Annotated in this window: 22 protein-coding genes; 10 read left to right on the top strand and 12 right to left on the bottom strand. The window is 66.7% G+C overall.

All coding sequences use genetic code 11. The features are described from left to right. Nucleotides 1–18: 18 nt before the first annotated feature. The 5 genes from DFR43_RS04115 to DFR43_RS04095 all read right to left on the bottom strand — a co-directional run bounded on the left by DFR43_RS04115 (nt 19) and on the right by DFR43_RS04095 (nt 6,156). Entirely contained in the window at nt 19–1,134 is a 1,116-nt protein-coding gene (locus DFR43_RS04115) for an ABC transporter ATP-binding protein (RefSeq protein ID WP_133596089.1), read from the bottom strand. Between the two features lie 102 nt (nt 1,135–1,236). Then, a complete protein-coding gene (locus tag DFR43_RS04110) occupies nt 1,237–2,367 on the bottom strand; it encodes an extracellular solute-binding protein (RefSeq protein WP_133596088.1) in 1,131 nt (376 codons plus the stop codon). A gap of 97 nt (nt 2,368–2,464) precedes the next feature. After that, complete coding sequence (locus DFR43_RS04105) at nt 2,465–3,883, bottom strand: aspartate aminotransferase family protein (protein WP_133596087.1); 1,419 nt, start codon at nt 3,881–3,883, stop codon at nt 2,465–2,467. Between the two features lie 28 nt (nt 3,884–3,911). Next, the gene (locus tag DFR43_RS04100; protein ID WP_133596086.1) at nt 3,912–5,279 is read right to left on the bottom strand and encodes a glutamine synthetase family protein; all 1,368 of its coding nucleotides are present in this window, start codon (nt 5,277–5,279) and stop codon (nt 3,912–3,914) included. A gap of 58 nt (nt 5,280–5,337) precedes the next feature. Beyond that, entirely contained in the window at nt 5,338–6,156 is an 819-nt protein-coding gene (locus tag DFR43_RS04095) for a gamma-glutamyl-gamma-aminobutyrate hydrolase family protein (protein ID WP_133596085.1), read from the bottom strand. A 119-nt stretch (nt 6,157–6,275) separates the two neighbouring features. Here DFR43_RS04095 and pdxR point away from each other — a divergent pair, with 119 nt between their 5' ends. Continuing rightward, nucleotides 6,276–7,754, top strand: a complete 1,479-nt coding sequence (pdxR, locus tag DFR43_RS04090) for a MocR-like pyridoxine biosynthesis transcription factor PdxR (protein ID WP_133596084.1) — start codon at nt 6,276–6,278, stop codon at nt 7,752–7,754. A gap of 16 nt (nt 7,755–7,770) precedes the next feature. Here pdxR and DFR43_RS04085 read toward each other — a convergent pair whose 3' ends face one another. Next, entirely contained in the window at nt 7,771–9,090 is a 1,320-nt protein-coding gene (locus tag DFR43_RS04085) for an NAD(P)/FAD-dependent oxidoreductase (RefSeq protein ID WP_133596083.1), read from the bottom strand. 75 nt (nt 9,091–9,165) lie between these two features. Continuing rightward, complete coding sequence (locus DFR43_RS04080) at nt 9,166–10,419, bottom strand: YbfB/YjiJ family MFS transporter (RefSeq protein ID WP_133596082.1); 1,254 nt, start codon at nt 10,417–10,419, stop codon at nt 9,166–9,168. Nucleotides 10,420–10,461: 42 nt separating this feature from the next. Between DFR43_RS04080 and DFR43_RS04075 the strand changes: the two genes are divergently transcribed. Further along, complete coding sequence (locus DFR43_RS04075; protein WP_133596081.1) at nt 10,462–11,838, top strand: transaminase; 1,377 nt, start codon at nt 10,462–10,464, stop codon at nt 11,836–11,838. 13 nt (nt 11,839–11,851) lie between these two features. Here DFR43_RS04075 and DFR43_RS04070 read toward each other — a convergent pair whose 3' ends face one another. Further along, nucleotides 11,852–12,439 carry a hemerythrin domain-containing protein gene (locus DFR43_RS04070; RefSeq protein ID WP_133596080.1) on the bottom strand — a complete coding sequence of 196 codons (588 nt, stop codon included), beginning with the start codon at nt 12,437–12,439 and terminating at the stop codon, nt 11,852–11,854. A 24-nt stretch (nt 12,440–12,463) separates the two neighbouring features. Further along, nucleotides 12,464–14,830, bottom strand: a complete 2,367-nt coding sequence (locus DFR43_RS04065) for a heavy metal translocating P-type ATPase (RefSeq protein ID WP_133596079.1) — start codon at nt 14,828–14,830, stop codon at nt 12,464–12,466. A gap of 117 nt (nt 14,831–14,947) precedes the next feature. Between DFR43_RS04065 and DFR43_RS04060 the strand changes: the two genes are divergently transcribed. The 7 genes from DFR43_RS04060 to DFR43_RS04030 all read left to right on the top strand — a co-directional run bounded on the left by DFR43_RS04060 (nt 14,948) and on the right by DFR43_RS04030 (nt 18,549). Beyond that, nucleotides 14,948–15,142 (top strand): heavy-metal-associated domain-containing protein, encoded by a 195-nt coding sequence (locus DFR43_RS04060; RefSeq protein ID WP_133596078.1) that lies wholly within the window; start codon nt 14,948–14,950, stop codon nt 15,140–15,142. Next, on the top strand, nt 15,139–15,561 hold the full coding sequence (gene cueR / locus DFR43_RS04055) for a Cu(I)-responsive transcriptional regulator (RefSeq protein WP_133596077.1): 423 nt from the start codon (nt 15,139–15,141) through the stop codon (nt 15,559–15,561). Before DFR43_RS04060 ends, cueR begins: the two co-directional genes overlap by 4 nt. A 116-nt stretch (nt 15,562–15,677) precedes the next feature. Continuing rightward, the gene (locus DFR43_RS04050; protein ID WP_133596076.1) at nt 15,678–16,169 is read left to right on the top strand and encodes a Spy/CpxP family protein refolding chaperone; all 492 of its coding nucleotides are present in this window, start codon (nt 15,678–15,680) and stop codon (nt 16,167–16,169) included. Nucleotides 16,170–16,503: 334 nt separating this feature from the next. Continuing rightward, a complete protein-coding gene (minC, locus tag DFR43_RS04045; RefSeq protein WP_133596075.1) occupies nt 16,504–17,259 on the top strand; it encodes a septum site-determining protein MinC in 756 nt (251 codons plus the stop codon). A gap of 31 nt (nt 17,260–17,290) precedes the next feature. After that, nucleotides 17,291–18,103: a septum site-determining protein MinD gene (gene minD / locus DFR43_RS04040; RefSeq protein WP_133596074.1), complete on the top strand. Its 813-nt coding sequence runs from the start codon at nt 17,291–17,293 to the stop codon at nt 18,101–18,103. Between the two features lie 5 nt (nt 18,104–18,108). Then, nucleotides 18,109–18,369 carry a cell division topological specificity factor MinE gene (minE, locus tag DFR43_RS04035; RefSeq protein ID WP_133596073.1) on the top strand — a complete coding sequence of 87 codons (261 nt, stop codon included), beginning with the start codon at nt 18,109–18,111 and terminating at the stop codon, nt 18,367–18,369. A 6-nt stretch (nt 18,370–18,375) separates the two neighbouring features. Next, a complete protein-coding gene (locus tag DFR43_RS04030; protein ID WP_245988820.1) occupies nt 18,376–18,549 on the top strand; it encodes an EAL domain-containing protein in 174 nt (57 codons plus the stop codon). Nucleotides 18,550–18,553: 4 nt separating this feature from the next. On the opposite strand, the gene DFR43_RS04025 is transcribed toward DFR43_RS04030, so the two are convergent. Then, complete coding sequence (locus tag DFR43_RS04025; RefSeq protein WP_133596071.1) at nt 18,554–19,582, bottom strand: sensor domain-containing diguanylate cyclase; 1,029 nt, start codon at nt 19,580–19,582, stop codon at nt 18,554–18,556. 26 nt (nt 19,583–19,608) lie between these two features. Next, nucleotides 19,609–20,301: a cation diffusion facilitator family transporter gene (locus DFR43_RS04020; RefSeq protein WP_133596070.1), complete on the bottom strand. Its 693-nt coding sequence runs from the start codon at nt 20,299–20,301 to the stop codon at nt 19,609–19,611. 77 nt (nt 20,302–20,378) lie between these two features. On the opposite strand from DFR43_RS04020, the gene DFR43_RS04015 reads away from it, so the two are divergent. Beyond that, complete coding sequence (locus DFR43_RS04015; RefSeq protein ID WP_133596069.1) at nt 20,379–20,795, top strand: Cd(II)/Pb(II)-responsive transcriptional regulator; 417 nt, start codon at nt 20,379–20,381, stop codon at nt 20,793–20,795. Between the two features lie 13 nt (nt 20,796–20,808). Here DFR43_RS04015 and DFR43_RS04010 read toward each other — a convergent pair whose 3' ends face one another. Continuing rightward, nucleotides 20,809–21,720, bottom strand: coding sequence for a mechanosensitive ion channel family protein (locus tag DFR43_RS04010; RefSeq protein ID WP_133596068.1), 912 nt, complete (start codon nt 21,718–21,720; stop codon nt 20,809–20,811). Between the last annotated feature and the right edge of the window lie 48 nt (nt 21,721–21,768).

Below are 21,768 nucleotides of genomic sequence, written 5' to 3'. Positions count from 1 at the left end.
TGAGCCCCCGTGCCGCCTTCAGTCGCGCAAGGCCACGCTGGCGCCCGGGCGCCACCAGAAGAACACATCGTCCTCCCAGGTGATGTCGGAGAGGTCGTGCCGCGAGGTGTTGGCCTCGGTCACCTTGACCTTGCGGCCGTCACTGGTCTGCACGATGAAGGTGTTGTAGGAGCCGAAATAGGCAATTTCTTTCACCCGGCCGCGGAACAGGTTGCAAGGCACGTTGTCAGGCGCCGTCTTGCTGATCGCGATCTTTTCTGGCCGCACGGCCACGGCCACCGGCATGTCCAGCGTGCCGCTCACACCATGGCCCACATGGATTTCGCCCAGCGAGGTGCTGACGGCGCAGCGGTCCGGCTCGTCCAGCGAGAGCTTGCCCTCGAACAGGTTGACGTTGCCGATGAAGTCGGCCACGAAGCGGTTGGCCGGGTATTCGTAAACCTGCTCCGGCGTACCCACCTGCAGCACCCGGCCTTTGCTCATCACGGCAATGCGATTGGCCATGGTCATGGCCTCTTCCTGGTCGTGCGTGACCATGACGCAGGTCACGCCCACCTGCTCGATGATGTTGACCAGTTCGAACTGCGTCTGCTCGCGCAGTTTTTTGTCCAGCGCGCCCAGAGGCTCGTCGAGGAGCAGCAGCTTGGGGCGCTTGGCCAGGCTGCGCGCCAGCGCCACGCGCTGCTGCTGCCCGCCAGAAAGCTGGTGCGGCTTGCGCTTGGCATAGGCGCCCAGCTGCACCAGGTTGAGCATCTCGTCGGTGCGCTTCTGGATTTCGGCCTTGGGCAAGCCCTCGCGCTTGAGACCGAAGGCCACGTTGTCCCAGATCGACAGATGCGGAAACAACGCATAACTCTGGAACATCATATTGACCGGCCGGACATAAGGCGGCATGTCCACCACGTCCTGGCCACCGAGCAGGATGCGCCCGGAGGTGGGCCGCTCAAAGCCGGCGAGCATGCGCAGCAGCGTGGACTTGCCACACCCGGAGCTGCCCAGCAGGGCGAAAATTTCGCCTTTGCCGATCGACAGCGACACCTCATCCACGGCGAGCGTGTCGTCAAACCGCTTCACCAGCTTTTCGGTGACCAGATACCCTTCGCCAGCAACGGCGTTCGTTTCCACCAAAGTCATGAGCGCTCCCTCAACCTTTCATCACCAAGAGCACACCCAGAAAAAAAGGGCTGATGCAGACGACCAGCCCCCCCAAACCATTTGGCTTTCAGAACACGCAGGTCAGCGACCGCGCTTGAATGCGTTGTAAACCTCGTTGAGCACGCCACTGAGCTCATTGGCGTAGCCGCCGGACGGGATCAGGCGCGCCATGTTCTCCTCGTCGAGGAAGATGGTCGGGTTGTTCTTGATCTCGTCATTGATCAGTGGCAGCGCGGCCTTGTTGCCCGTGGGGTAGTTCATCTCATTGGCCATGGCGGCACCGTTTTCGGGCCGCAGGAAGAAGTTGATGAACAGGTGGGCGTTCTCGACGTTTCGGGCATCGGCCGGGATGGCCATCACGTCCACGAACAGCACGCCGCCGGTGCTGGGCAGCAGTGGCACGATCTCGTCCTGGCCGCCTTGCTCGCGCACGCGGTCGGCCGCGATGTTGATGTCGCCAGACCAGCCGACGAAGGCGCAACCCAGGCCGCCGGCGATGTCGTCGATCATGTTGCTGGAGAACAGGCGGATGTTCGGGCGGATCTGCGCCAGCATCTCACCGGCGGCCCGGATGTCATCCGGGTTGTTGCTGTACGGGTCTTTGCCGATGTAGTGCAACGCTGCCGGCATGATCTCGGTCGGCGAATCCAGGAAAATGATGCCGCAGCTGCGCAGCTTGTTGGCGTACTCGGGGTTGAACACCAGCTCCCAGGAATTGGCCGGGAGCTCCGAGGTGCCGAGGGCGGCTTCGACCTTCTGGCGATTGATGCCCACCGTGGTGAAGCCCCAGCCCCAGGGCACGTAGTGGCGGTTGCCCTCGTCGATGGAGGCCAGCTTCTTGAGGAACACCGGATCCAGATTCACCAGGTTGGGGATCTTGCTCTTGTCCAGCGGCTGGAACAGCCCGGCTTCGAGCTGCTTCTTCGAGAAGCCGACGGTGGGCACGACGATGTCGTAGCCCGAATTGCCCGCGATCAGCTTGGCGTGCAGGGTTTCGTTGTTCTCGAAGGTGTCGTAGTTCACCTTGATGCCGAATTCCTGCTCGAACGCGGCGATCATGCCGTCGGGGATGTAGTCGTCCCAGTTGTAGATGTTGAGCACCTTGGAGCCGGTGTCGGCAGGGGCGGCAGCGGTGGCTGCCGGTTCTTCTTTCTTGCCACAGGCCACCAGGAAGACGGCGGACAGGGCCACGGCCAGGAGGGATTTCTTCATGCGCTCAGCTCCAAGTGTGGTTCAACGATCCAACAACACAACGGATCTGCCTGCCAGGCAAGCAATATCCGCACCTGGTGCCATTCTAGTCACCAGATCAGCGAATCCCGAATTTTCCCTGAGATTGCAGTTCCTGCAGCGTCAAATCGAGCGCTTTTTTGATCAAAACCGCCATTTCGTCGATCTGCGCCCGGGTCATGGTCAGCGGTGGGGCGATGATCATGCGGTCGCCCACGGCACGCATGACCAGCCCATTGCCAAAACAGTGCGCGCGGCACATCATGCCCACGGCCCAGTCCTCGGGGAAGGCTTTGCGCGTGGCCTTGTCCTGCACCAAAACAAGGCCCGCCACAAAGCCGCAGGTTTCGGCATCGCCCACCAGCGGGTGGCTTTTGAACTGCTCGAACACCTCGGCCAGGTAGGGGCCGACGTCGTCGCGCACCCGGCCGGGCAGGTTTTCGCGTTCCATGATGTCGAGGTTGGCCAGCGCCACGGCACAGGCCACCGGGTGCCCGCTGTAGGTGTAGCCGTGGTTGAACTCGCCGCCTTTGTCGATCAGCACCTGGGCCACCCGGTCGCCCACCAGCACGCCGCCCAGGGGGATGTAGCCGCTGGTCACGGCCTTGGCAAAGGTCACCAGGTCGGGCTTGTAGCCGAATTTCTCGTAGGCGAACCAGTGGCCCAGCCGGCCAAAGGCACAGATGACCTCGTCGGAGATGAGCAAGATGCCGTATTTGTCCACGATGCGCTGGATCTCGGGCCAGTACGTCGCGGGGGGGATGATGACGCCGCCGGCCCCTTGCACCGGCTCGGCAATGAAGGCGGCCACCTTCTCGGGGCCGATTTCCAGGATTTTGTCCTCCAGCCAGCGGGCGGCGCGCAGGCCGAAAGCGTCTTGGCTTTCACCGGGCTCGGCCAGCTCGTAGTAGTAGGGCTGCTGGATGTGGGTGATGTTGGGGATGGGCAGGTCGCCCTGGGCGTGCATGGCGCTCATGCCGCCCAGCGAGGCCCCGGCCATGGTGGAGCCATGGTAGGCGTTGTGGCGGCTGATGATGACCTTGCGCTGCGGCTGGCCCATCAGGTCCCAGTAGCGGCGGGCCATGCGCACGTTGGTGTCGTTGCTCTCGGAACCGCTGGAACTGAAAAACACGTGCTGGAAGCGCCGTCCGTCCACGGCCGGGGCCAGTTCGGCCAGGCGGGCGGCCAGCCGCACGGCCGGTTCGTTGGTGGTCTGGAAGAAGCTGTTGTAGAAGGGCAGCTTCATCATCTGGGCATGGGCCACGTCGGCCAGCTCTTTGCGGCCATAGCCGGCATTGACGCACCACAGGCCGCTCATGGCATCCAGAATTTTCTTGCCCTCGCTGTCCCAGACGTAGATGTCGTCGGCGTGGGTGATGACGCGCGCGCCTTTGGCCGCCAGGCCCTTGTGGTCGGTGAAGGGGTGCAGGAAGTGGGCACTGTCGAGCGCCTGCAGTTCGGCGGTGCTCAGGGCGTGGGGGTGAACGGGGGCATTCATGCGCTTCTCCTTGTGCGGGGTGGGCGGTTCAGACGTGCAGCAGCAGGTGCTCACGCTCCCAGGGCGAGATCACTTTCATGAACTCGGCGAACTCCAGTTCCTTGATTTCGGTGTACACGGTGATGAACTCCTTGCCCAACACCTCGTGCAGATCGGTGTCGCGGCGCAGCCAGTCCAGGGCTTCGCCCAGGCTGCGGGGCAGGGCGTAGGGCGAGAGGTAGGCATCGCCTTTCATCTCGGGCTTGGGCTTGATCTTGTTCTTCATGCCCAGATAGCCACAGGCCAGCGTCATGGCCATGGCCAGATAGGGGTTGGCATCCGCGCCGATGACGCGGTTTTCCAGCCGTCGCGCCTCGGGCGAGGAAATCGGCGAACGGATGCCGACGGTGCGGTTGTCGTAGCCCCATTCGATGTTGATGGGGGCGGCGGTGTAGCGCGACAGGCGGCGGTAGCTGTTCACATAAGGCGCCACCAGCGCCATGGCGGTGGGCACGTGCTTCTGCAGGCCGCCGATGTAGTGGAAGAAGGCGTCCGACGGCGAGCCGTCGGGGTTGCTGAAAATGTTGCGCCCGTCGTCCTTGCGCACCACGCTCTGGTGCATGTGCATGGCGCTGCCGGGTTCGCCGGCAATCGGCTTGGCCATGAAGGTGGCATACATGTCGTGGCGCAGCGCCACTTCGCGCACGGTGCGCTTGAAGAAAAACACTTCGTCGGCCAGGCCCAGGGGATGGTCGTGGAAGAAGTTGATCTCCATCTGCCCGGCCCCGATCTCGTGGATCAGGGTGTCCACGTTCAGGCCCATGACGTGGCAGTACTCGTAGATTTCTTCGAACAGCGGGTCGAATTCGTTGACGGCGTCGATGCTGTAGGCCTGGCGCGAGGTTTCGGCGCGACCGCTGCGGCCAATCGGTGGGCGCAGCGGGACGTTGGAATCGGTGTTGCGGGCGGTGAGGTAGAACTCCAGCTCGGGGGCGATGACCGGATCCCAGCCTTCGGCGGCGTAGAGGTCGCATACCCGGCGCAGCACGCTGCGCGGCGCATAGGGCACGAGCTTGCCTTGGGCATCGAAACAGTCGTGGATGACTTGGGCCGTGGGGTCGGTGGCCCAGGGCACGATGCGCACGGTGGTCGGGTCCGGGCGCAGCTGCATGTCGCGGTCGGTGGGCTCGATCACGTCGTAATACGGGCCGCTGGGCGGCTGCTCGCCGGTCACGCTCATGGCCACGATGGCATGGGGCAGGCGCATGCCGCGGTCTTCGGTGAACTTCTCGCGCGGCAGGATCTTGCCGCGGGCCACGCCCGTGAGGTCGGGCACGAGGCATTCGACTTCGGTGACGCGGCGTTCGTTGAGCCAGTGTTCGAGTTCGGTAAAGCTGTGGGGGGTGGTGTGTTGCATGGCAGTCAACCGGAAAAAGTCACAGGAGCATCATCGCAGGAGGCCGGATGGCCTGTGCTCAGGGCTTCTCCGGTGCCGCCGCAAAGGCGCGGCCTTCCTGCAGCCGGGCCTGCCGGCGGCGGCGCACCGCATCGCCAAAGGCCCGGAAGATGGCCGAGTAGAACGGGTTTTCCCAACAACGCCATTCGGGGTGCCACTGCACGGCATAGGCAAATTCGCGGGCGCCGACGACTTCGAAGGCTTCGATCAGCCCGTCCGGCGCATGCGCCAGCGGGCGCAGGCCTGGCGCCAGCCGGCCGATGCCTTGCCCGTGCAGGGAGTTGACCATCACCTCGGTGGCGCCGGCCCATTCGGCCAAGGCGCAGCCGGGCTCCAGGCGCACCGGGTGGCTGGGCGCGTATTGCTGGTCGATCGGGGCGTCATCGGGCTCTCGGTGGTCCATCAGGCCAGTGACGGCGTGCACGGTCTGGTGCAGGCTGCCACCGAGGGCGACGTTGATCTCCTGAAAGCCGCGACAGATGCCGAGCAGCGGCACGCCGTGCGCCACGCAGGCATGCACCAGGGTGAGGGTGAGCGAGTCGCGCTCCGGGTCCAGCGGCAGGCTGGGGTCATGCACTTCCTCATTGAAGTGCGAAGGGTGCACGTTGGAGGGCGAGCCCGTGAGCATGACGCCATCGACCAGCGACAGCAGTTGCGGCACCTGGGCCGCATCGGCCAGGGGAAACATCACCGGCTGGGCGTGGGCGCCGACCTTGACCGCCCGGGCGTACTTGTCGCCCAAGAGCAGGAACGGCATGGCGTGGCCATGATCACCGAGCAGTCGATGATCGGCGGGCAGCCAGACCATCGGGGGTTGGGAAAAAACATCGTTGTGCATGGTTGAAGGCATTGTGGGCCCGAAATTGGATGACAATGGGTGCCATTAGGTGCCACGCCATGGTGCCATTTGAGCGGCCGAGCCGCAAGACCCCTGCGACCTTTTCCCGAGGCCATCCCATGCTTTCTGAATACCTGCTGGCGGAAATCCACCGGGCCGATGCGGCGGCCGACCTGCCCTTGCATCGCCGCCTGTACGAGGTGATGCGCCGCGCCATTTTGGAGGGCAAGCTCTCGGCCGGTGACCGGCTGCCGTCCAGCCGCGATCTGGCGCAGGATCTGGGGCTGTCGCGCAACACGGTGGTGGCGGCCATCAGCCAGCTCACGGTGGAGGGGTATCTGGTCAGCCGCGTGGGCAGCGGCACCTATGTGCATGAGCAGGTGCCCGTGGCGCAAGGGCATGCCAAAGCCCCGCGCAAGGCGGTCAATCCCTCCCGACTGTCGCAGCGCGGCGAGGCACTGGCGCACCGCTTTTGCGCCACCGATCTGGAAATCCAGCCCTTCACGCCCGGACCGGCGGACTTCAGCGCTTTCGCCGTGGCGCTGTGGCAGCGGCTGCAAAACAAGCATTGGCGTCAGGCTGGCCCGAGCATGCTGGACTACAACGACTCGGGCGGCTACGGCCCGCTGCGCCGCGCGGTGGCGGACTACCTGCGCATCTTTCGCAGCGTGCCGCTGGATGCGGATCAGGTGCTCATCACCAGCGGCACCCAGCAATCGATGGAACTGTGCGCGCACCTGCTGGCCGATCATGGCGAGACGGTCTGGATCGAAGACCCGGCCTACTGGGGGGCGGTCAAAGCGTTCACGGCGGCCGGGCTGTGCCTGCATCCGGTGCGCGTCGATGGCGACGGCATGGCCCCAGGCCCCGAGGACGAGCGCCAGTCACCCCGGCTGATTTACATCACCCCCTCGCACCAGTACCCCACGGGCGCGGTGATGTCGCTGCCGCGTCGCCAGCAGCTGCTGGCCACGGCGGCCCGCTGCCAGGCCTGGATTCTGGAAGACGATTACGACAGCGAATTCCGCTTCACCGGCCCGCCCATCTCCTCGCTGTGCGGGCTGGACCAGTCGGAGCGGGTGCTGTATCTGGGCACCTTTTCCAAGGTGCTTTATCCGGGCCTCAAGCTCGGCTACCTGGTGGTGCCCAAGGGCCTGGTGAGCGCTTTCCGTCGCGCCCATTACGACCTCAACCGCCCGGGCCAGATGCCGCTGCAATCGGCACTGGCCGAATTCATCGAGATGGGGCATTTTGCGTCGTCGTTGCGGCGCGCGCGCCAGACCTATGCCGAGCGGCGGCAGGTGCTGCTGGATCACCTGAAGCCCCTGCTGCGCGGCGGCCAGGCCCGCATCGAGGGGGCGGCGCAAGGGCTGCACCTGTGTCTGCATCTGCCGCGCCACATCGACGACCGGGCGCTGGCGCAGGCGCTGGCGCGCGATGGCCTGACGGTGCGGCCACTGTCGGCCTATTGCCTGCAACGCGACGACTTGCGCGGGCTGGCCATCGGCTACGGCTATGCCCCGCTGGCATCGATCCGCCGCCACGGCGCCCTGCTGTGCCAGCGCGTGGCCGAGGCACTGGACGCCCATGCGGCGTGAGCCGCACCAAGCGGACTCAGGCCAGCGCGTCGCGCAAGCGATACCACAGCATGCCCAGAGCCAGCGCCGGCGTGCGCAGCCAGGGCCCGCCGGGAAAACGACGGTGCTGCAGGCGGGCAAACACGTCGAACCGCGAGGCCTGGCCCAGAATGGCTTCGGCCACCAGCCGCCCGGCCAGCCCGGTCAGCGCCACGCCATGCCCGCTGAAGCCCTGGAGGTAATAGACCTGGGGCGAGAGGCGGCCGAAATCCGGAGCCCGGTTCATGCTGATGTCCACGAAACCGCCCCACACGTATTCCACCGGCACCTCGGCCAGGGCCGGAAAAATGCGCGCCATGCGCCGCCGCATGACCGCCTGCAGGCGCGGCGGCGTCATGGTGGTGTAGCTCACCCGGCCGCCAAACAGCATCCGGCGGTCGGCGCTGAAGCGGAAGTAATCCAACACGAAGTTGTTGTCGCAGACCGCCGCGCCGCTGGGGATGAGGCGCTGTGCCAGCGCCTCGTCCACCGGAGCGGTGCCGATGATGTAGGTGCCCACCGGCATGATGCGGTCCTGGATGCGGGCTGCCAATTGGGGCGCGTATTCGGGCAGCATGCAGTTGCCGGCCAGCACCGCAAAGCGGGCCTGCACCTCGCCCTGCGCCGCCTGCAACCGCACGCCGTCGGCCTGCTCCGTCAGGCGTTGCGCCACCGTACCCTCGTATATCTGCACCCCCAGTGAACGCGCGGCCCGGGCCAGCCCCAGCGCGTATTTGAGCGGATGCAGATGGCCCGACACCTTTTCATAGCCGACCGCGTGATAGCGCTCGCTGCCGATGTAGCGCTGCACGTCGGCACCGGTGGCCACTTCGCACGCCAGGCCATAGTCGCGCGCCTGGACGCTGAGGTCGTCGAGCAGCTGGCGGGCCTTGCGCGGCGAATCGGCGGCATACAGATAGCCGCGCACCCAGTCGCAATCGATGCCGAAGCGCCGAATGCGCTGATCGATGATGTCGATCGCCTCCAGCGACATGGCCCAGACGCGGCGGGCGTCGTCACGCCCGAGCTGCTGCTCGAAAGGTTCCTGGCCACAGGCATAGCCCACGATGGCCTGGCCACCGTTGCGCCCGCTGGCGCCAAACCCCACCCGTTCCGCTTCCAGCAACACCACGCGCAGGCCCCGCTCGGCCAGTTCGATGGCCGCGCTCAAGCCGGCAAACCCACCACCGACCACCGCCACGTCGGCCTGCACCGTGCCCCGCAACGGCGGCAGGGGTGCCTCGCGCACGGCGCTGGCCTCGTAGTAGCTGCGCTGATTGAGCAGGGTGTCGGAACGCAACAAAGACGGTTTGAACATGCAGGCTATCCCCCAATGGACAGGCCACCTAGCGTAGCGCCCAAACCGGTCGCGATTGGGGCCAATCGACGGCCTTCAGGCCCGACCACCCCCACCGTCGAGCGGCCGCTGCCGCCAAGCCAGCGCGCTGCCCAGCCACAGCGCGCATGCGGAAAACAGCAAGCCGCGCTCCAGCCCACCTGGGCCATCCGCAATCCAGCCCACCACGGTCGGCCCCACGATCTGGCCCAGGGCAAACACGATGGTGAAAGCGCTGATGCCGCCGGCCCATTGCGCCGCCGGCAGGTTGTGCCGCACCAGCGCCGTGGTGGACGCCACCACCGACAAGAACACCGCCCCAAACAACAGGCCCGAGGCCAGCAAGGCCGGCCAGGCCGCCGTGAGGGCCGGCACCACCGTGGCCAGGCCAAGCAAGCCATTGAGCCGGGCCAACGCCTGCCCCCCGCGGAAACGGTCCAGCCAGGCCGCCCACAGCCGCGACGACCCCACCACCGCCATCCCCAACAGGGTGTAAAACCCCATGACCGCGGCATCTGCATGGCCTTGCGCGCGCAGCAACGCGATCACGAAGGTCATATAGCCGATGTAGCCCACGCCAAACAAGGCATAGCCGCCCAGGGCCCAGGCCAGGCGACGCAATGCCGTGGCCGCCGAGGCAGAGGCGGCGGCAGACGGCGATGCCGCAGCGTCCACTTCCAAGCCGCGCTGCCGCAGCTTGCGCACCAGCCCAGCCAGACCCAGCGTGGCCAGCACACACACCAACGCCAGCGCCCACCAGGCCCAGGCCCAGCCATGGGGCCGATCGGCCGCCCAAGCCAACACCGGCGGCACGCCCAGCGCCGACACCACAATCCCCCAGCCGGTGCCACCGTAATAAATGCCCAGCAGCCACCCGCTGTGCCGTGGCCACCAGGCCCCCAGCCGCGCTGCCAACAGCCCCCCGGCCACAAACACCCAGGCGCTGGCCACCCCCGCCAGCAGGCGCTGCCCCATCAGGGCAGAGGCCGCGGTGAAAAAACCGCTGCCCGCCATGAACAGACTGGCCAGCACGGACCCACCCACCAACACCGGCCCGGCCCCCCAGCGCCGCATCAGCCATGGCACCGACAAGGCACCCAGCAGATAACCCACCGCATTGAAGGTATTCATCGCCCCGGCCAAGGCATAGCTCCAGCCCAGGTCATCGCGCATCGGGGGCAACAGCAAGCCGTAGGCAAAGCGCGTCACGCCCAGCGACACCGCCGCCCCCAACGACAGCAGCGCCGCCAGCACCACCCCCTGCCACAAGGGCTGGGGCGCGGAAGCGGACCTGGCGTTCGGTTCAGACATGGCTCCGCATCCTAGCGCCTGGCTGGCTTACAGTCATGCTCCATGAGTGACACCCCCCTGCAGAGCGCCACGCCGCTGGACACCCTGCTGGCGCAGGAGCGCACCCGTTTCATCGCGTCCCACCCCCGTTCGATGGCCTTGGCCCGGGCCGCCGAAGCGCACTACCTGTTCGGCGTGCCGCTGCACTGGATGCGCGATTGGCCCAGCCCCGCCACCTTGTTCGTGCAACAGGCCCAAGGCACGGCCCTGCAGTGCGCCGATGGGCTGCGCTACCGCGATTTCTGCCTCGGCGACACCGGCGCCATGTTCGGGCACAGCCCCGCCCCCGTGGCCGAAGCCATTGCCCGCCAAGCCGCCCGGGGGCTGACCTGCATGCTGCCCAGCACGCAAGCCCCTGAGGTGGGGCAACTGCTGCAGGAACGCTTCGGCCTGCCGCTGTGGCAGCTGACGCTGACTGCCAGCGATGCCAACCGCTTCGTGCTGCGCTGGGCCCGCGCGATCACCGGCCGGCCACAGCTGCTGGTGTTCGACGGCTGCTACCACGGCGCGGTGGACGACACCTTGGTGGATCGGGATCCGGCCACCGGCGGCACGCTACCGCGGGCCTCGGTGCTGGGGCAAGTGCACAACCATGCCTCGTTCACGCGCGTGGTCCCCTTCAACGACCTGGCCGCGCTGGAGGCGGCGCTGGCCCCTGGCGATGTGGCCCTGCTGCTGGCCGAACCGGCCCTGACCAACTTCGGCTTGGTGCCCCCGGCCCCGGGCTTCTGGGAAGCGGCGCAGGCCCTGTGCCGCCGCCACGGCACCTTGCTGGTGCTGGACGAAACGCACACCCTGTCCAGCGGCGTCGGGGGCTACGCCCGGGCGCATGAACTGCAGCCGGATATGTGGGTGGCGGGCAAAGCCGTCGCCGGTGGCCTGCCTTGCGCGGTGTATGGCTTCACCGAAGCCGTGGGTCAACGCATGCGCGCCGCCAAGACGGCCGCGCCCGAGGGCCACAGCGGCATCGGCACCACGCTCAGCGCCAACGCCCTGACCCTGGCCGCCCTGGAAGCGGCGCTGCGCCATCTGCACACCCCGGCCAGCTACGACCACATGCTGCGGATGGCCGAAACCCTGGAAGCAGGGCTGATGCAGCGCATCGCCCGCGCGGGCCGGCCCTGGACCGTCACCCGGCTGGGAGCGCGCATGGAATTGCAGTTCATGCCCCAGACCCCGCGCCATGCCCAAGACGTGCGCGATTTCGGCCAACCGGCGCTGGAGGCCTTCACCCACCTGTTCATGCTGAACCGGGGCGTGCTGCTGACCCCATTCCACAGCATGATGCTGTGCTCGCCAGCCACCAGCGCCGAAGACGTGCAGGCCCTGCTCGACGCTTTCGACGCCTTGCTGGAAACCGTGCCGCCCCATCCGGCGTGAGCCGCCACGCCTGTCAAGCCCCCAGGCCCACGGGGGCCGGTGCGTCACGCAGGATGCGCTGAAACAGCGCTTCGTACTCGGGCGCGGCGGGGTATCGGCCCGTCAGGGGGTCGCGGTTGGCGGCAAACGCTTCGTCCAGTTCTTGCCAGTCGGCCGGCGTCAGGCAGCGCTGCGCCACGGGCAGGATCTCGGTCTCTTCCAGCCGCATGTGCTCGCGGTAAAAAGCCATGTAGTCGGTGAACGCCTGCACGAAGGCGGGCCTGCGCCCCTCGCCCAAGAGTTCCCAGGCCAGCAGCAGGTGTTGCAGGGCACGCACCGCCGGTTCGCCGCGCAAGTGCTCCTGCTCCAGCCGCTGCACCACGTCCATCGTCTGCGGGGCCAGGCGCACCACGCGCGGAAACAGCAGGTTCGATTCCTTGGGGTGATGCAGCCGCTCGGGAAACTCATCGATGTAGAACAGCATCGCCCGCAGGGTGTCGAAAAAGGCGCGCCGGTCGTCACCCGGACCGCGCCGGATCAACAGGTGCACAGATTGCAGCATGGCCGACAAAGCCATGTGCTCGTCTTGGATGACACGCAGGGTTTCGGGCGTGTGGCTCATGCGGTGCTCCTGAAAGCGCTGAAGTCAGCCCGCAGCTTCGCCGCTTCCCGGCCTGGGTGCCTTGATCGGGGTCAAACCCGGGTCAGATGGTGGCCGATCGCCCAGCGTCGGACGCCAACGGCGCAACAGCAGCGCATTGGTGACCACACTGACCGAACTCAGCGCCATCGCCGCGCCGGCCACCACCGGGCTCAGGTAGCCCAGCGCCGCCAAGGGAATGCCGGCCGTGTTGTACAAAAAAGCCCAGAACAGGTTTTGGCGGATCTTGCCCACGGTGCGCCGCGCGATGTCCAGCGCCGCGGCCACCAGGGCCGGGTCGCCGCGCATGAGGGTGATGCCGGCCGCGTGCATGGCCACGTCCGACCCACCCTGGGCATGGCTCATGGCCATCCCCACATCGGCCCGCGCCAAAGCCGGCGCGTCGTTGACGCCATCGCCCACCATCGCCACCACATGACCGCCGGCCTTGAGCCGGTCGATGTGGCGGGCCTTGTCGCCGGGCAGCACCTCGGCCAGCACTTCGCCGGCCTCAGGCCGCAGCCCCATGCGGCGTGCCATGGCCTCGGCGGCCGCCCGGTTGTCGCCCGAGATCATGACCAGGCGCAACCCCCGGGTCCGCAATTCGGCCAACGCCCGCTCCACACCCGGCTTGGGCGCATCGGCAAAGGCTAGCAAAGCCCATGGCGCTGGCGGGAGGGCAGGGGTCGTCTCAGCAGGGTCATCGACGGGTTGCAGCGCCAGCATCGAAACGGTCACGCCCTGGGCTTGGAACCGCTGCAGCGCGGCTTCCCAGCCATCGAGCGACACGCCCAGCTGGCGCATCCAGGGCAAGCTCCCCAAAAACACCTGGTGCGTTCCCACCCGGCCCGCCGTGCCGTGGCCCGGCACGGCCCGCACGTCATCGGCCGGCGACGCGATTGCATGGGCCGGCATGGCTTGCAGCACCGCCCGGGCCAGGGGATGTTCGCTGGCGCGTTGCAAGGCAGCGGCCATTTGCAATGCCTGCTCAGGGGCGATGCCCGGCGCGCATTCGACCGCCACCAGACGCGGCTGCCCCAATGTCAGCGTGCCCGTCTTGTCGAACGCCACCGTGTCCACCCGCGTGGCCCGCTCCAGGGCTTCGGCGTCTTTGATCAGGATGCCTTGCCGGGCTGCCACGCCCGTGCCGGCCATGATGGCCGCCGGCGTGGCCAGGCCAAGCGCGCAGGGGCAGGCAATCACCAGCACCGCCACTGCGTGCAGCACCGCTTCCTCCAGCGGCACCCGCTGCCAGCCCCACCAGAGTCCAAAGGTGAGCAGCGCCACCAGCACCACCACGGGCACGAACACGGCCGCCACCCGGTCCACCAAGCGCTGCACCGGGGCTTTGACCGCCTGGGCATCTTCGACCATGGCAATGATGCGTTGCAACACACTCTGGGCGCCGACCGCGGTAACCCGCACCTCGATCGCGCCATCGCCATTGAGGCTGCCCCCCGTGACCCGATCGCCCACGCCGCGCGCCACCGGCAGCGGCTCGCCGGTGAGCATGGACTCATCCACCTGGGTCATGCCGTTGACGATTTCGCCATCGGCCGGGATGCGTTCCCCGGGCTTGACCAAGACCCGGTCGCCCGGCAACAGCTCGGCCACGGGCACGTCCTGCAGCACCTCGCGCCGCACCCCGTCGGGCAGCAGATGGGCCAGTTCGGGGCGCAGGGCGTGCAAGGCACGGATGGCTTCGGTGGTCTGGTGCTTGGCCCGTGCTTCCAGCCATTTGCCCAACAGCACCAAGGTGATCACCATGGCCGAGGCCTCGTAATACAGATGCACCATCGCCCCCGGCTCGGCACGCCACCACAGCCAAGTGCTCATACCCCAGGCCGCCGAGGTGCCGATGGCCACCAGCAACTCCATGTTGCCGGTGCCCGCCTTCAAGGCATGCCAGGCGGCGCGGTAGAAGCGCCCGCCCAGGATGAACTGGATCGGCGTGGCCAGCACGAACTGCCAGGCCGCCGGCAACATCCAGTGCTGGCCCCACAAATCACCCACCATCGGTCCGGCCAGGGGCAGGGTCAGCAGCACGGCCACGAGCACCGGCCACAGGTCGCGCGGCACGCCCCAGAGCCGGGTGGCTTCTGCGCCGGCTTGTGGATCGGCAGCCGCGCGGGGTTCATAGCCCGCATCGCGCACCGCCCGCTGCAGCTGGGCACGCCAGGCCGCAGCGTCCTCGCCGGCAGGCACATGGCCCACCACGCGGGCCGATTCGGTGGCCAGATTGACCGCGGCGTCCTGCACGCCAGGCACTTTGCGCAACGCCCGCTCCACCCGCGCCACGCAGGAAGCGCACGTCATGCCACCAATGCCCACATCACAAACCGCTTCATCCGACCGAGGAACCGAGGTATTCATGGCGACAGTATGAAGCTTGACATCGTGTCAAGGTCAACCCCATGGGCGGCAACGCTTGACCTTCCCATCGTGGAAAGGTTCATACTGAAGGGGTTGACCCCTTGGAAAGGACCGATCATGGAACACCAATTCACCGTCGAAGGCATGACCTGTGGCCACTGCGAGAAGGCCGTCACCCAGGCCCTGCGTGGCGTGGACCCGCAGGCCGAGGTGCGCATCGACCGCCAGGCCCAACAGGTGCAGGTGCGCAGCAGCGCCGCGCGCGAAGCGCTGGCCGCCGCCATCCGCGAAGAAGGCTATCGCGTCGCGTGAAACGCCCGCCCGAACCCACCCCGCCCTGGCCGGTGCATATCGGCCAGGCCGCTGCATGGTCAGGGGTCACGCCTAAAATGATCCGGCACTATGAAACGCTCGGGTTGTTGACGTCGGTGCACCGCAGCGACAGCGGCTATCGCCTCTACAGCGAAGCCGACGTCCACACGCTGCGCTTCATCAAGCGGGCGCGGGACTTGGGCTTTTCCATGCACGACATCGCCGGTCTGCTCAGCCTGTGGCACGACCGCAAGCGCTCCAGCGCCCAGGTCAAGCGCATTGCGCAGCGCCATCTGGCACAACTGCGCGAGCGCATCGAACACCTGCAAGCCATCGAACGCAGCCTGCAGCGGTTGAGCGCCTGCTGCCACGGCGACGACCGGCCGGACTGCCCCATCCTCGACGACCTGGCCCGCTGAGCCGCCGGCCCGCGCCAACGGCCACTTTACACAAGCGTCACGCAGGACGCACGAAACAGACAAAGCCCACGCGCACACTGGAAGCCTTCCCGTTGTCTCTTTGAAAGGATGCTTCCATGAACACCCGCGTTTCTCCGCTGATCGCCGCCGCGCTGACCGCCGCCCTGATGACGGCCACCGGCGCCGCCCTGGCCAGCCCGAAAATGAAAGAGGGCGGCTGCCACGGCAAAGAGGGGCGCCACGCCCTGCACCAGCGCGACGATGGCGCCCGCCATGAACGCATGCAGCAACGGCTCGCAGAGCGCCAGGCCCAGCTGAAGAGCGCTTTGCAACTCACGCCGGCGCAGGAAAGCGCCTGGCAAGCTTACGCCGCCGCCCTGCAAATGCCCGCCCCCCCTCACCAGCGGCCGGGCAGCGGCGAACCCCTCACCACCCTGGAGCGCATGGAGCGCCACCTGGCGCACCAGCAGGAACGCCAGCAAGCCCTCACCCAACGGCTGCAGGCCACGCGGCAACTCTATGACAGCCTCACCCCGGCGCAGCGCGAAACCTTCGACCGTTTCCACCAGCGCCGTGGTCACGCCCCCATGCCGCCGACGAACGGCTGATCCGCACAACCCTGTGGACAGTTTTTGAACAATTCATGACTTATCCACAGCATCAATCATTCGGGCCGACTTGTTCGTTTCGACGGGGGCCTCGGCCCCCAGTTGTTCCACAACCCTTGAGCACGTGCAACGGCTTGATGGAAAAAGGCAATTTGGCTTGTCCCCAAGAAAGAGCCGGCTCTACCACTACCACGAATTTGAAATTTTGAAATTCAAGCAGGTAGTGGATAAACCGTCTCGATGCAGCGCCCTGGCGCACGTGAACGAGGCGGTGCGCTGGCTTTTGAACCGGGTGTCAGGCTGATAAGATCGGGTTTTATTCGCTTGCCCGCCCATGCCGCCTGCCGCCGCAGCCCCACAACCAACCAGTTTCGAACTGAAAAGCGCCCAATGGCCGGTGGTGGCATTGCTGCTGCGTGGCACCGACTGGGCCCTGCTGCAGCAAGACTGGGCCCAGCGCTTTGGCGGTTCGACCGAATTCTTCGACCACGACCCTTTGCTCGTGGACCTGTCGGCGTTGCCGGCCGAGGCCACGCCTGACCTCGAAGCGTTGGCGGTGTTCTTGCATGCGCAGCGCCTGCGGCCCCTGGCCTATCGCGGCGGGTCGGAAGCGCAACGCCAAGCCGCCGAACGCCTGGGTTGGGCCTGCGCCGATGAAGCCCAAGCCTGGCAAGCCATGGCTTGCGCCCCCGCGCCTGCAACACCCCCAGCCGCCACCCCTGCCCCTTCGGTGGCGCCACCCATGGCCTCGGCCCTGGTGGTGGACCGGCCTCTGCGCTCCGGGCAGCAGGTCTATGCCCGTGGCCGCGACCTCATCGTCACCGCCATGGTCAATCCCGGCGCCGAGGTGGTGGCCGACGGCCACATCCATGTGTATGCGCCGCTGCGCGGCAAGGCGATTGCCGGTGCCCGCGGCGACGTGTCGGCCCGCATTTTCGCGCGCGTGCTGGAGGCCGAACTGGTCTCGATCGCCGGCGTGTACCGCACCAGCGAAGTGCCCCTGCCCGACGAGGTGCGCGGCAAGGCGGCGCAGATCCGGCTCGACAGCGGCGAGCACGGCGACCGTTTGTTGATCGAACCCCTGGCCTGAAGGCCAGCCAGTCAGAAAGAAAGCCACATCCATGACCAAAATCGTCGTCGTCACTTCCGGTAAAGGTGGGGTGGGCAAAACCACCACCAGTGCCAGCTTCGCCGCCGGCCTGGCGCTCAAGGGCTTCAAGACCGTGGTCATCGACTTCGACGTCGGCCTGCGCAATCTCGACCTCATCATGGGCTGTGAGCGGCGCGTGGTGTACGACTTCATCAACGTCATCCACCAAGAGGCCAACCTCAACCAGGCGCTGATCCGCGACAAGCAGTGCGACAACCTCTACGTGCTCGCGGCCAGCCAGACCCGAGACAAAGACGCGCTGACCCAGGACGGCGTCGAGCGCGTGCTCAATGACCTGGCGGCCATGGGGTTCGAGTACATCGTCTGCGATTCGCCCGCCGGCATCGAAACCGGCGCCCTCATGGCCATGCACTTTGCCGACGAGGCGCTGGTGGTGACCAACCCGGAAGTCTCCAGCGTGCGCGATTCGGACCGCATTCTGGGCATGCTGGGCAGCAAGACCAAGCGCGCCATCGAGGGCAAGGAACCCATCAAAGAACATTTGCTGATCACGCGCTACAACCCCAACCGGGTGCAAGACGGGCAAATGCTGTCGCTCGAAGACATTCAGGATATCTTGCGCATTCCGCTCATTGGCGTGATTCCGGAAAGCGAAGCGGTGCTGCAAGCCTCCAACCAGGGGGTGCCTGCCGTGCACCTGCAGGGCACCGACGTGTCTGAGGCCTACAAAGACGTCATCGAGCGGTTCCTGGGCAACGAGCGGCCGCTGCGTTTCATCGAGGCGCAGAAACCCGGCCTGCTCAAACGGCTGTTCGGGAGGTGAGCGGCATGTCTTTCCTCTCCTTCCTGCTCGGCGAAAAAAAGAAAACGGCCAGCGTGGCCAAGGAGCGGCTGCAAATCATCCTGGCGCACGAACGGGCCGGCCGCAACGCCGCCGAGCCCGATTACCTGCCCGAATTGCAGCGCGAGCTGGTGGCCGTGATCGGCAAGTACGTGCGCATCAACCCGGACGATATCAAGGTTCACCTGGAGCGCCAGGACAACCTGGAAGTGCTGGAAGTCAAGATCGAGTTGCCGGAGACGCGCTGAGCCATCGTGCAACTGGCCCATACCCTGGGGCTGCGCACCATCGCCGAAGGGGTGGAGACGGCGCGGCAGGCGCAGGTGCTGGCTTCGTGTGGCTGCGACGATGTGCAGGGCTACTGGTACAGCCGGCCGCTGGAAGTCGCGGTGCTGGAGCAATTCGTCAGGCAGCGCCAGCAAGCTTGAGCGGCTAGGCCTGAGGGGTCGGCGCGGGCGCGGCTTTGCGCTGCCGCTTGACGGCGTACATCACCGCATCGGCGGCTTCTAGGGCCTCCTCGGCGTCCTGCTGGCCAGGTGGAATGGCCACGACGCCGATGCTAGGCCCGGCGTAGTCGATCGCGCCGGCGCCGAGGTCGTAGCGGCCTTGCAGCGCCCGGCCCAGGCGCTCTTGCAGACCGGCCACGGCCGCCTGGTATTCGCGCGTGTCCGACGGCCCGGGGCCGATGACGACGAACTCGTCGCCACCCAGCCGCGCCGGCAGGTCCACGCTGCGGGCGGCGGCTTGCAGCCGGGCGCCGACGGCCTGCAAAAAGGCGTCGCCCGCGGCATGGCCGTGCCGGTCGTTGATGGCTTTGAAGCCGTCCAGATCGATGAACGCCACCAGCACCGCAAAGCCTTGACGCTGGCCGATGGCGAGCATGCGGCGCAGTTCTTGCGTCAGATGGCGGCGGTTGGGCAAGCCGGTCAGGGGGTCGTGGGTGGATTCGAGCGTCAACTGGCGGTTGAGTTCGACGAGTTTTTCGATCAGCGCCTCGCGTTCGACCTGCTGCGCGATCAGGCTGGCAAAGAGGGGCAGCATGCGCGTGGCCACCGGGTCCAGCTCGACCGCCTGGGCGCTGGCGGCGCACAGGGTGCCGTAGAGCGTGCCATCGGGCAGGCGCACCGGCGTGCTCAGGTAGGAGCGGATGCCCAGCGCCTGCGCCGCCTGCGAATCGCCCCAGCAGTCGCTCACGTTGGGCGTGAAAAAGCGCTGGCTGTCCAGGGCGCGGCGGCACAGCGTGTCGTCCCAGGGCACGCTCAGGCCCTCGGGGATGCGCAGTTCGCGGCTGTTGCGCGCATACAGCACCTGTTGCACACCTTGCATCAGGTCGATGCGGGTCAGGTAAGTGGACTCCATCCCCGTGAGCTCTTCGAGGATTTGCAGGAAGGGACGGGCCAATTCCTCGACCGAGCGGGCGCGGGTGACGGTGTCTGAGAGGCGTTCCAGCAGATCATCCATCGCAAGGGTCCAACGACGTGCATGTTCTAGTAGGCCCTATTGGAGCACGAAGGGGCCTCGGCGTCCATGTCTGCCTGGGCCGGTTCGGACGCTGGGGCCTCGCTGCGCAATTCGCGCCAGGCCTGGCGGCCGACGCTCCAGCCGCCGTGCAGGGCCAGCGTGGCCATGAGACTGGCCACCAGCAAATCGGGCCAGGCCGAGCCAGTGCCGAACACGCCCAGGGCGGCCAGCATCACGGCCACGTTGCCGATGGCGTCGTTGCGCGAGCAGATCCAGACGCTGCGCATGTTCGCGTCGCCCTCGCGGAAGGCATAGAGCATCCAGGCCACGCCCACGTTGACCAGCAGCGCCATGAAGCCCACCACGCCCATGGTGATGGCCCCTGGCACCTCGCCGTGCCACAGCGACCACAGCGCCTGCCCGAGCACGAACAGCCCAAAGCCTGCCATGGTGACGGCTTTGAGCAGCGCGGCGCGGGCCCGCCACGCCAGGGCCGAAGCCAGCACTGCCAGCGACAGGCCGTAGTTGAACGCGTCGCCCGCGAAGTCGATCGCGTCGGCCAGCAAGGCCAGGGAGCCGGCTTGCAGGCCGGCCACCATTTCCACGCCGAACATGGTGGCGTTGGCCCACAGCGCGATCCACAGAATGCGCCGGTAGCGGCCCAGGTTGGTGATGTGTGCAGAGGCGGCAGGGGTGTGTTCGCAGGAGCAGCCAGGCATGGTGAAAATCCTTTCACCGCCATTGGAAACCTTGAAGTCGCTACAGTGTCAAGACCACGACCGACAGGGGGATTGCCGTGCAGATCAAGGAACTGGCCCAGCGTGCCGGCGTCGCGCCGGAGACGATCCGTTTTTATGAAAAGGAAGGCTTGCTGCCAGCGCCGGCGCGGCGCGCCAATGGCTACCGCGCGTATGACGATGCACACCTCGATCGGCTGGTGTTCATCCGCCGCTGCCGTTCGCTGGACATGCCCCTGCCGGTCATTGCCCGCCTGATCGCTTTCATGAACGATCCGGCCGATACCTGTCACCATGTGGACGACATCCTGGCCGAGCAGCTGGCGCAGGTGCGCGCGCGGATTCGTTCGATGCGGGCGCTGGAGCGCCAGCTGCTGGACCTGCAGCGCCAGTGCGACGGGCCCATCGACGGTGGAGCCTGCGGCGTGCTGCGCGAACTCAGCCAAACCGGGCGCCGCGCCGCCGCCCAGGCCTGATGGGGTGGCCGGCTCAGGCCTGCTGTTCGAGCCGGAATGCCGGGGCCTTGCCCGCTTTGGGCTGACCGGCGTAGATCGTGAGGTGGGGGAAAGGGATTTCGATGCCTTCGGCGTCGAAGGCTTTCTTGAGACGGCGCAGGAACTCGCGCCGCACCCCGAATTGCTCCTGGGCCTGACAGCGGATGCGGGCACGGATCATCACCGCCGAGTCGGCCCAGTCGTTCACGCCGGCCATCTCCAGGTCTTGCAGGATGCGGGGGCCGAACTCCGGGTCCTGCCGCATCTCGGCGGCCACCCGGTGCATGACGGCCATGACCTCGTCCACATCCTCCCGATAGGCCACGCCCACCTCGATCACGGCATTGCCGAAGCCGCGCGACATGTTGACCACCGTGCTGATTTGGCCGTTGGGGATGAAATACACGTTGCCGGCATAGTCGCGCAGCTGCACGTAGCGCAGCGTGACTTCTTCCACCGTGCCGGTCTGGCCGGCCAGGGTCACCACGTCGCCCTGGCGGATCTGGTTTTCCAGCAGCAGGAAAAAGCCCGAGAAGTAATCCCGCACCAGGCTCTGCGCGCCAAAGCCGACCGCCAGGCCGACCACACCGGCCGCACCGAGGATGGGCGCCAGCGAAATGCCCACCTCCGACAGCACGAGCATCGTGCCCACGAGGGTGACGACCACGCTGATGAAGTAGCGGATGACGCGCCCCAGCGTTTCGGCGCGTTTGATCGCCTCGCGGTCGTCAAAGCCTTTGGTGAGGTGGCTGCGCAGGCCGCCAACGGCCTTGTGCAGCATGCGCTTGATGAGCCAGGCGGCGAAGATGATGACGCCGATGCGCAGGCTCGTCATGGCGAGCTGGCCCAGGCCGCCGCTCCATTGTTCCAGGGTGTCGTTGAGTTGATGGATCCAGTCGAAATTCATCCCGAAGGTGTAACACAGATCGAACAACCGACCGTTACACTGCGGTGT

Origin of the sequence: Tepidicella xavieri, from assembly GCF_004363315.1 — a bacterium.
In the GTDB taxonomy this organism is placed as follows: Bacteria; Pseudomonadota; Gammaproteobacteria; order Burkholderiales; family Burkholderiaceae_C; genus Tepidicella; species Tepidicella xavieri.
Note: the sequence above shows the minus strand (reverse complement) of the source record. Positions and strands in the feature narration are given on the sequence as shown.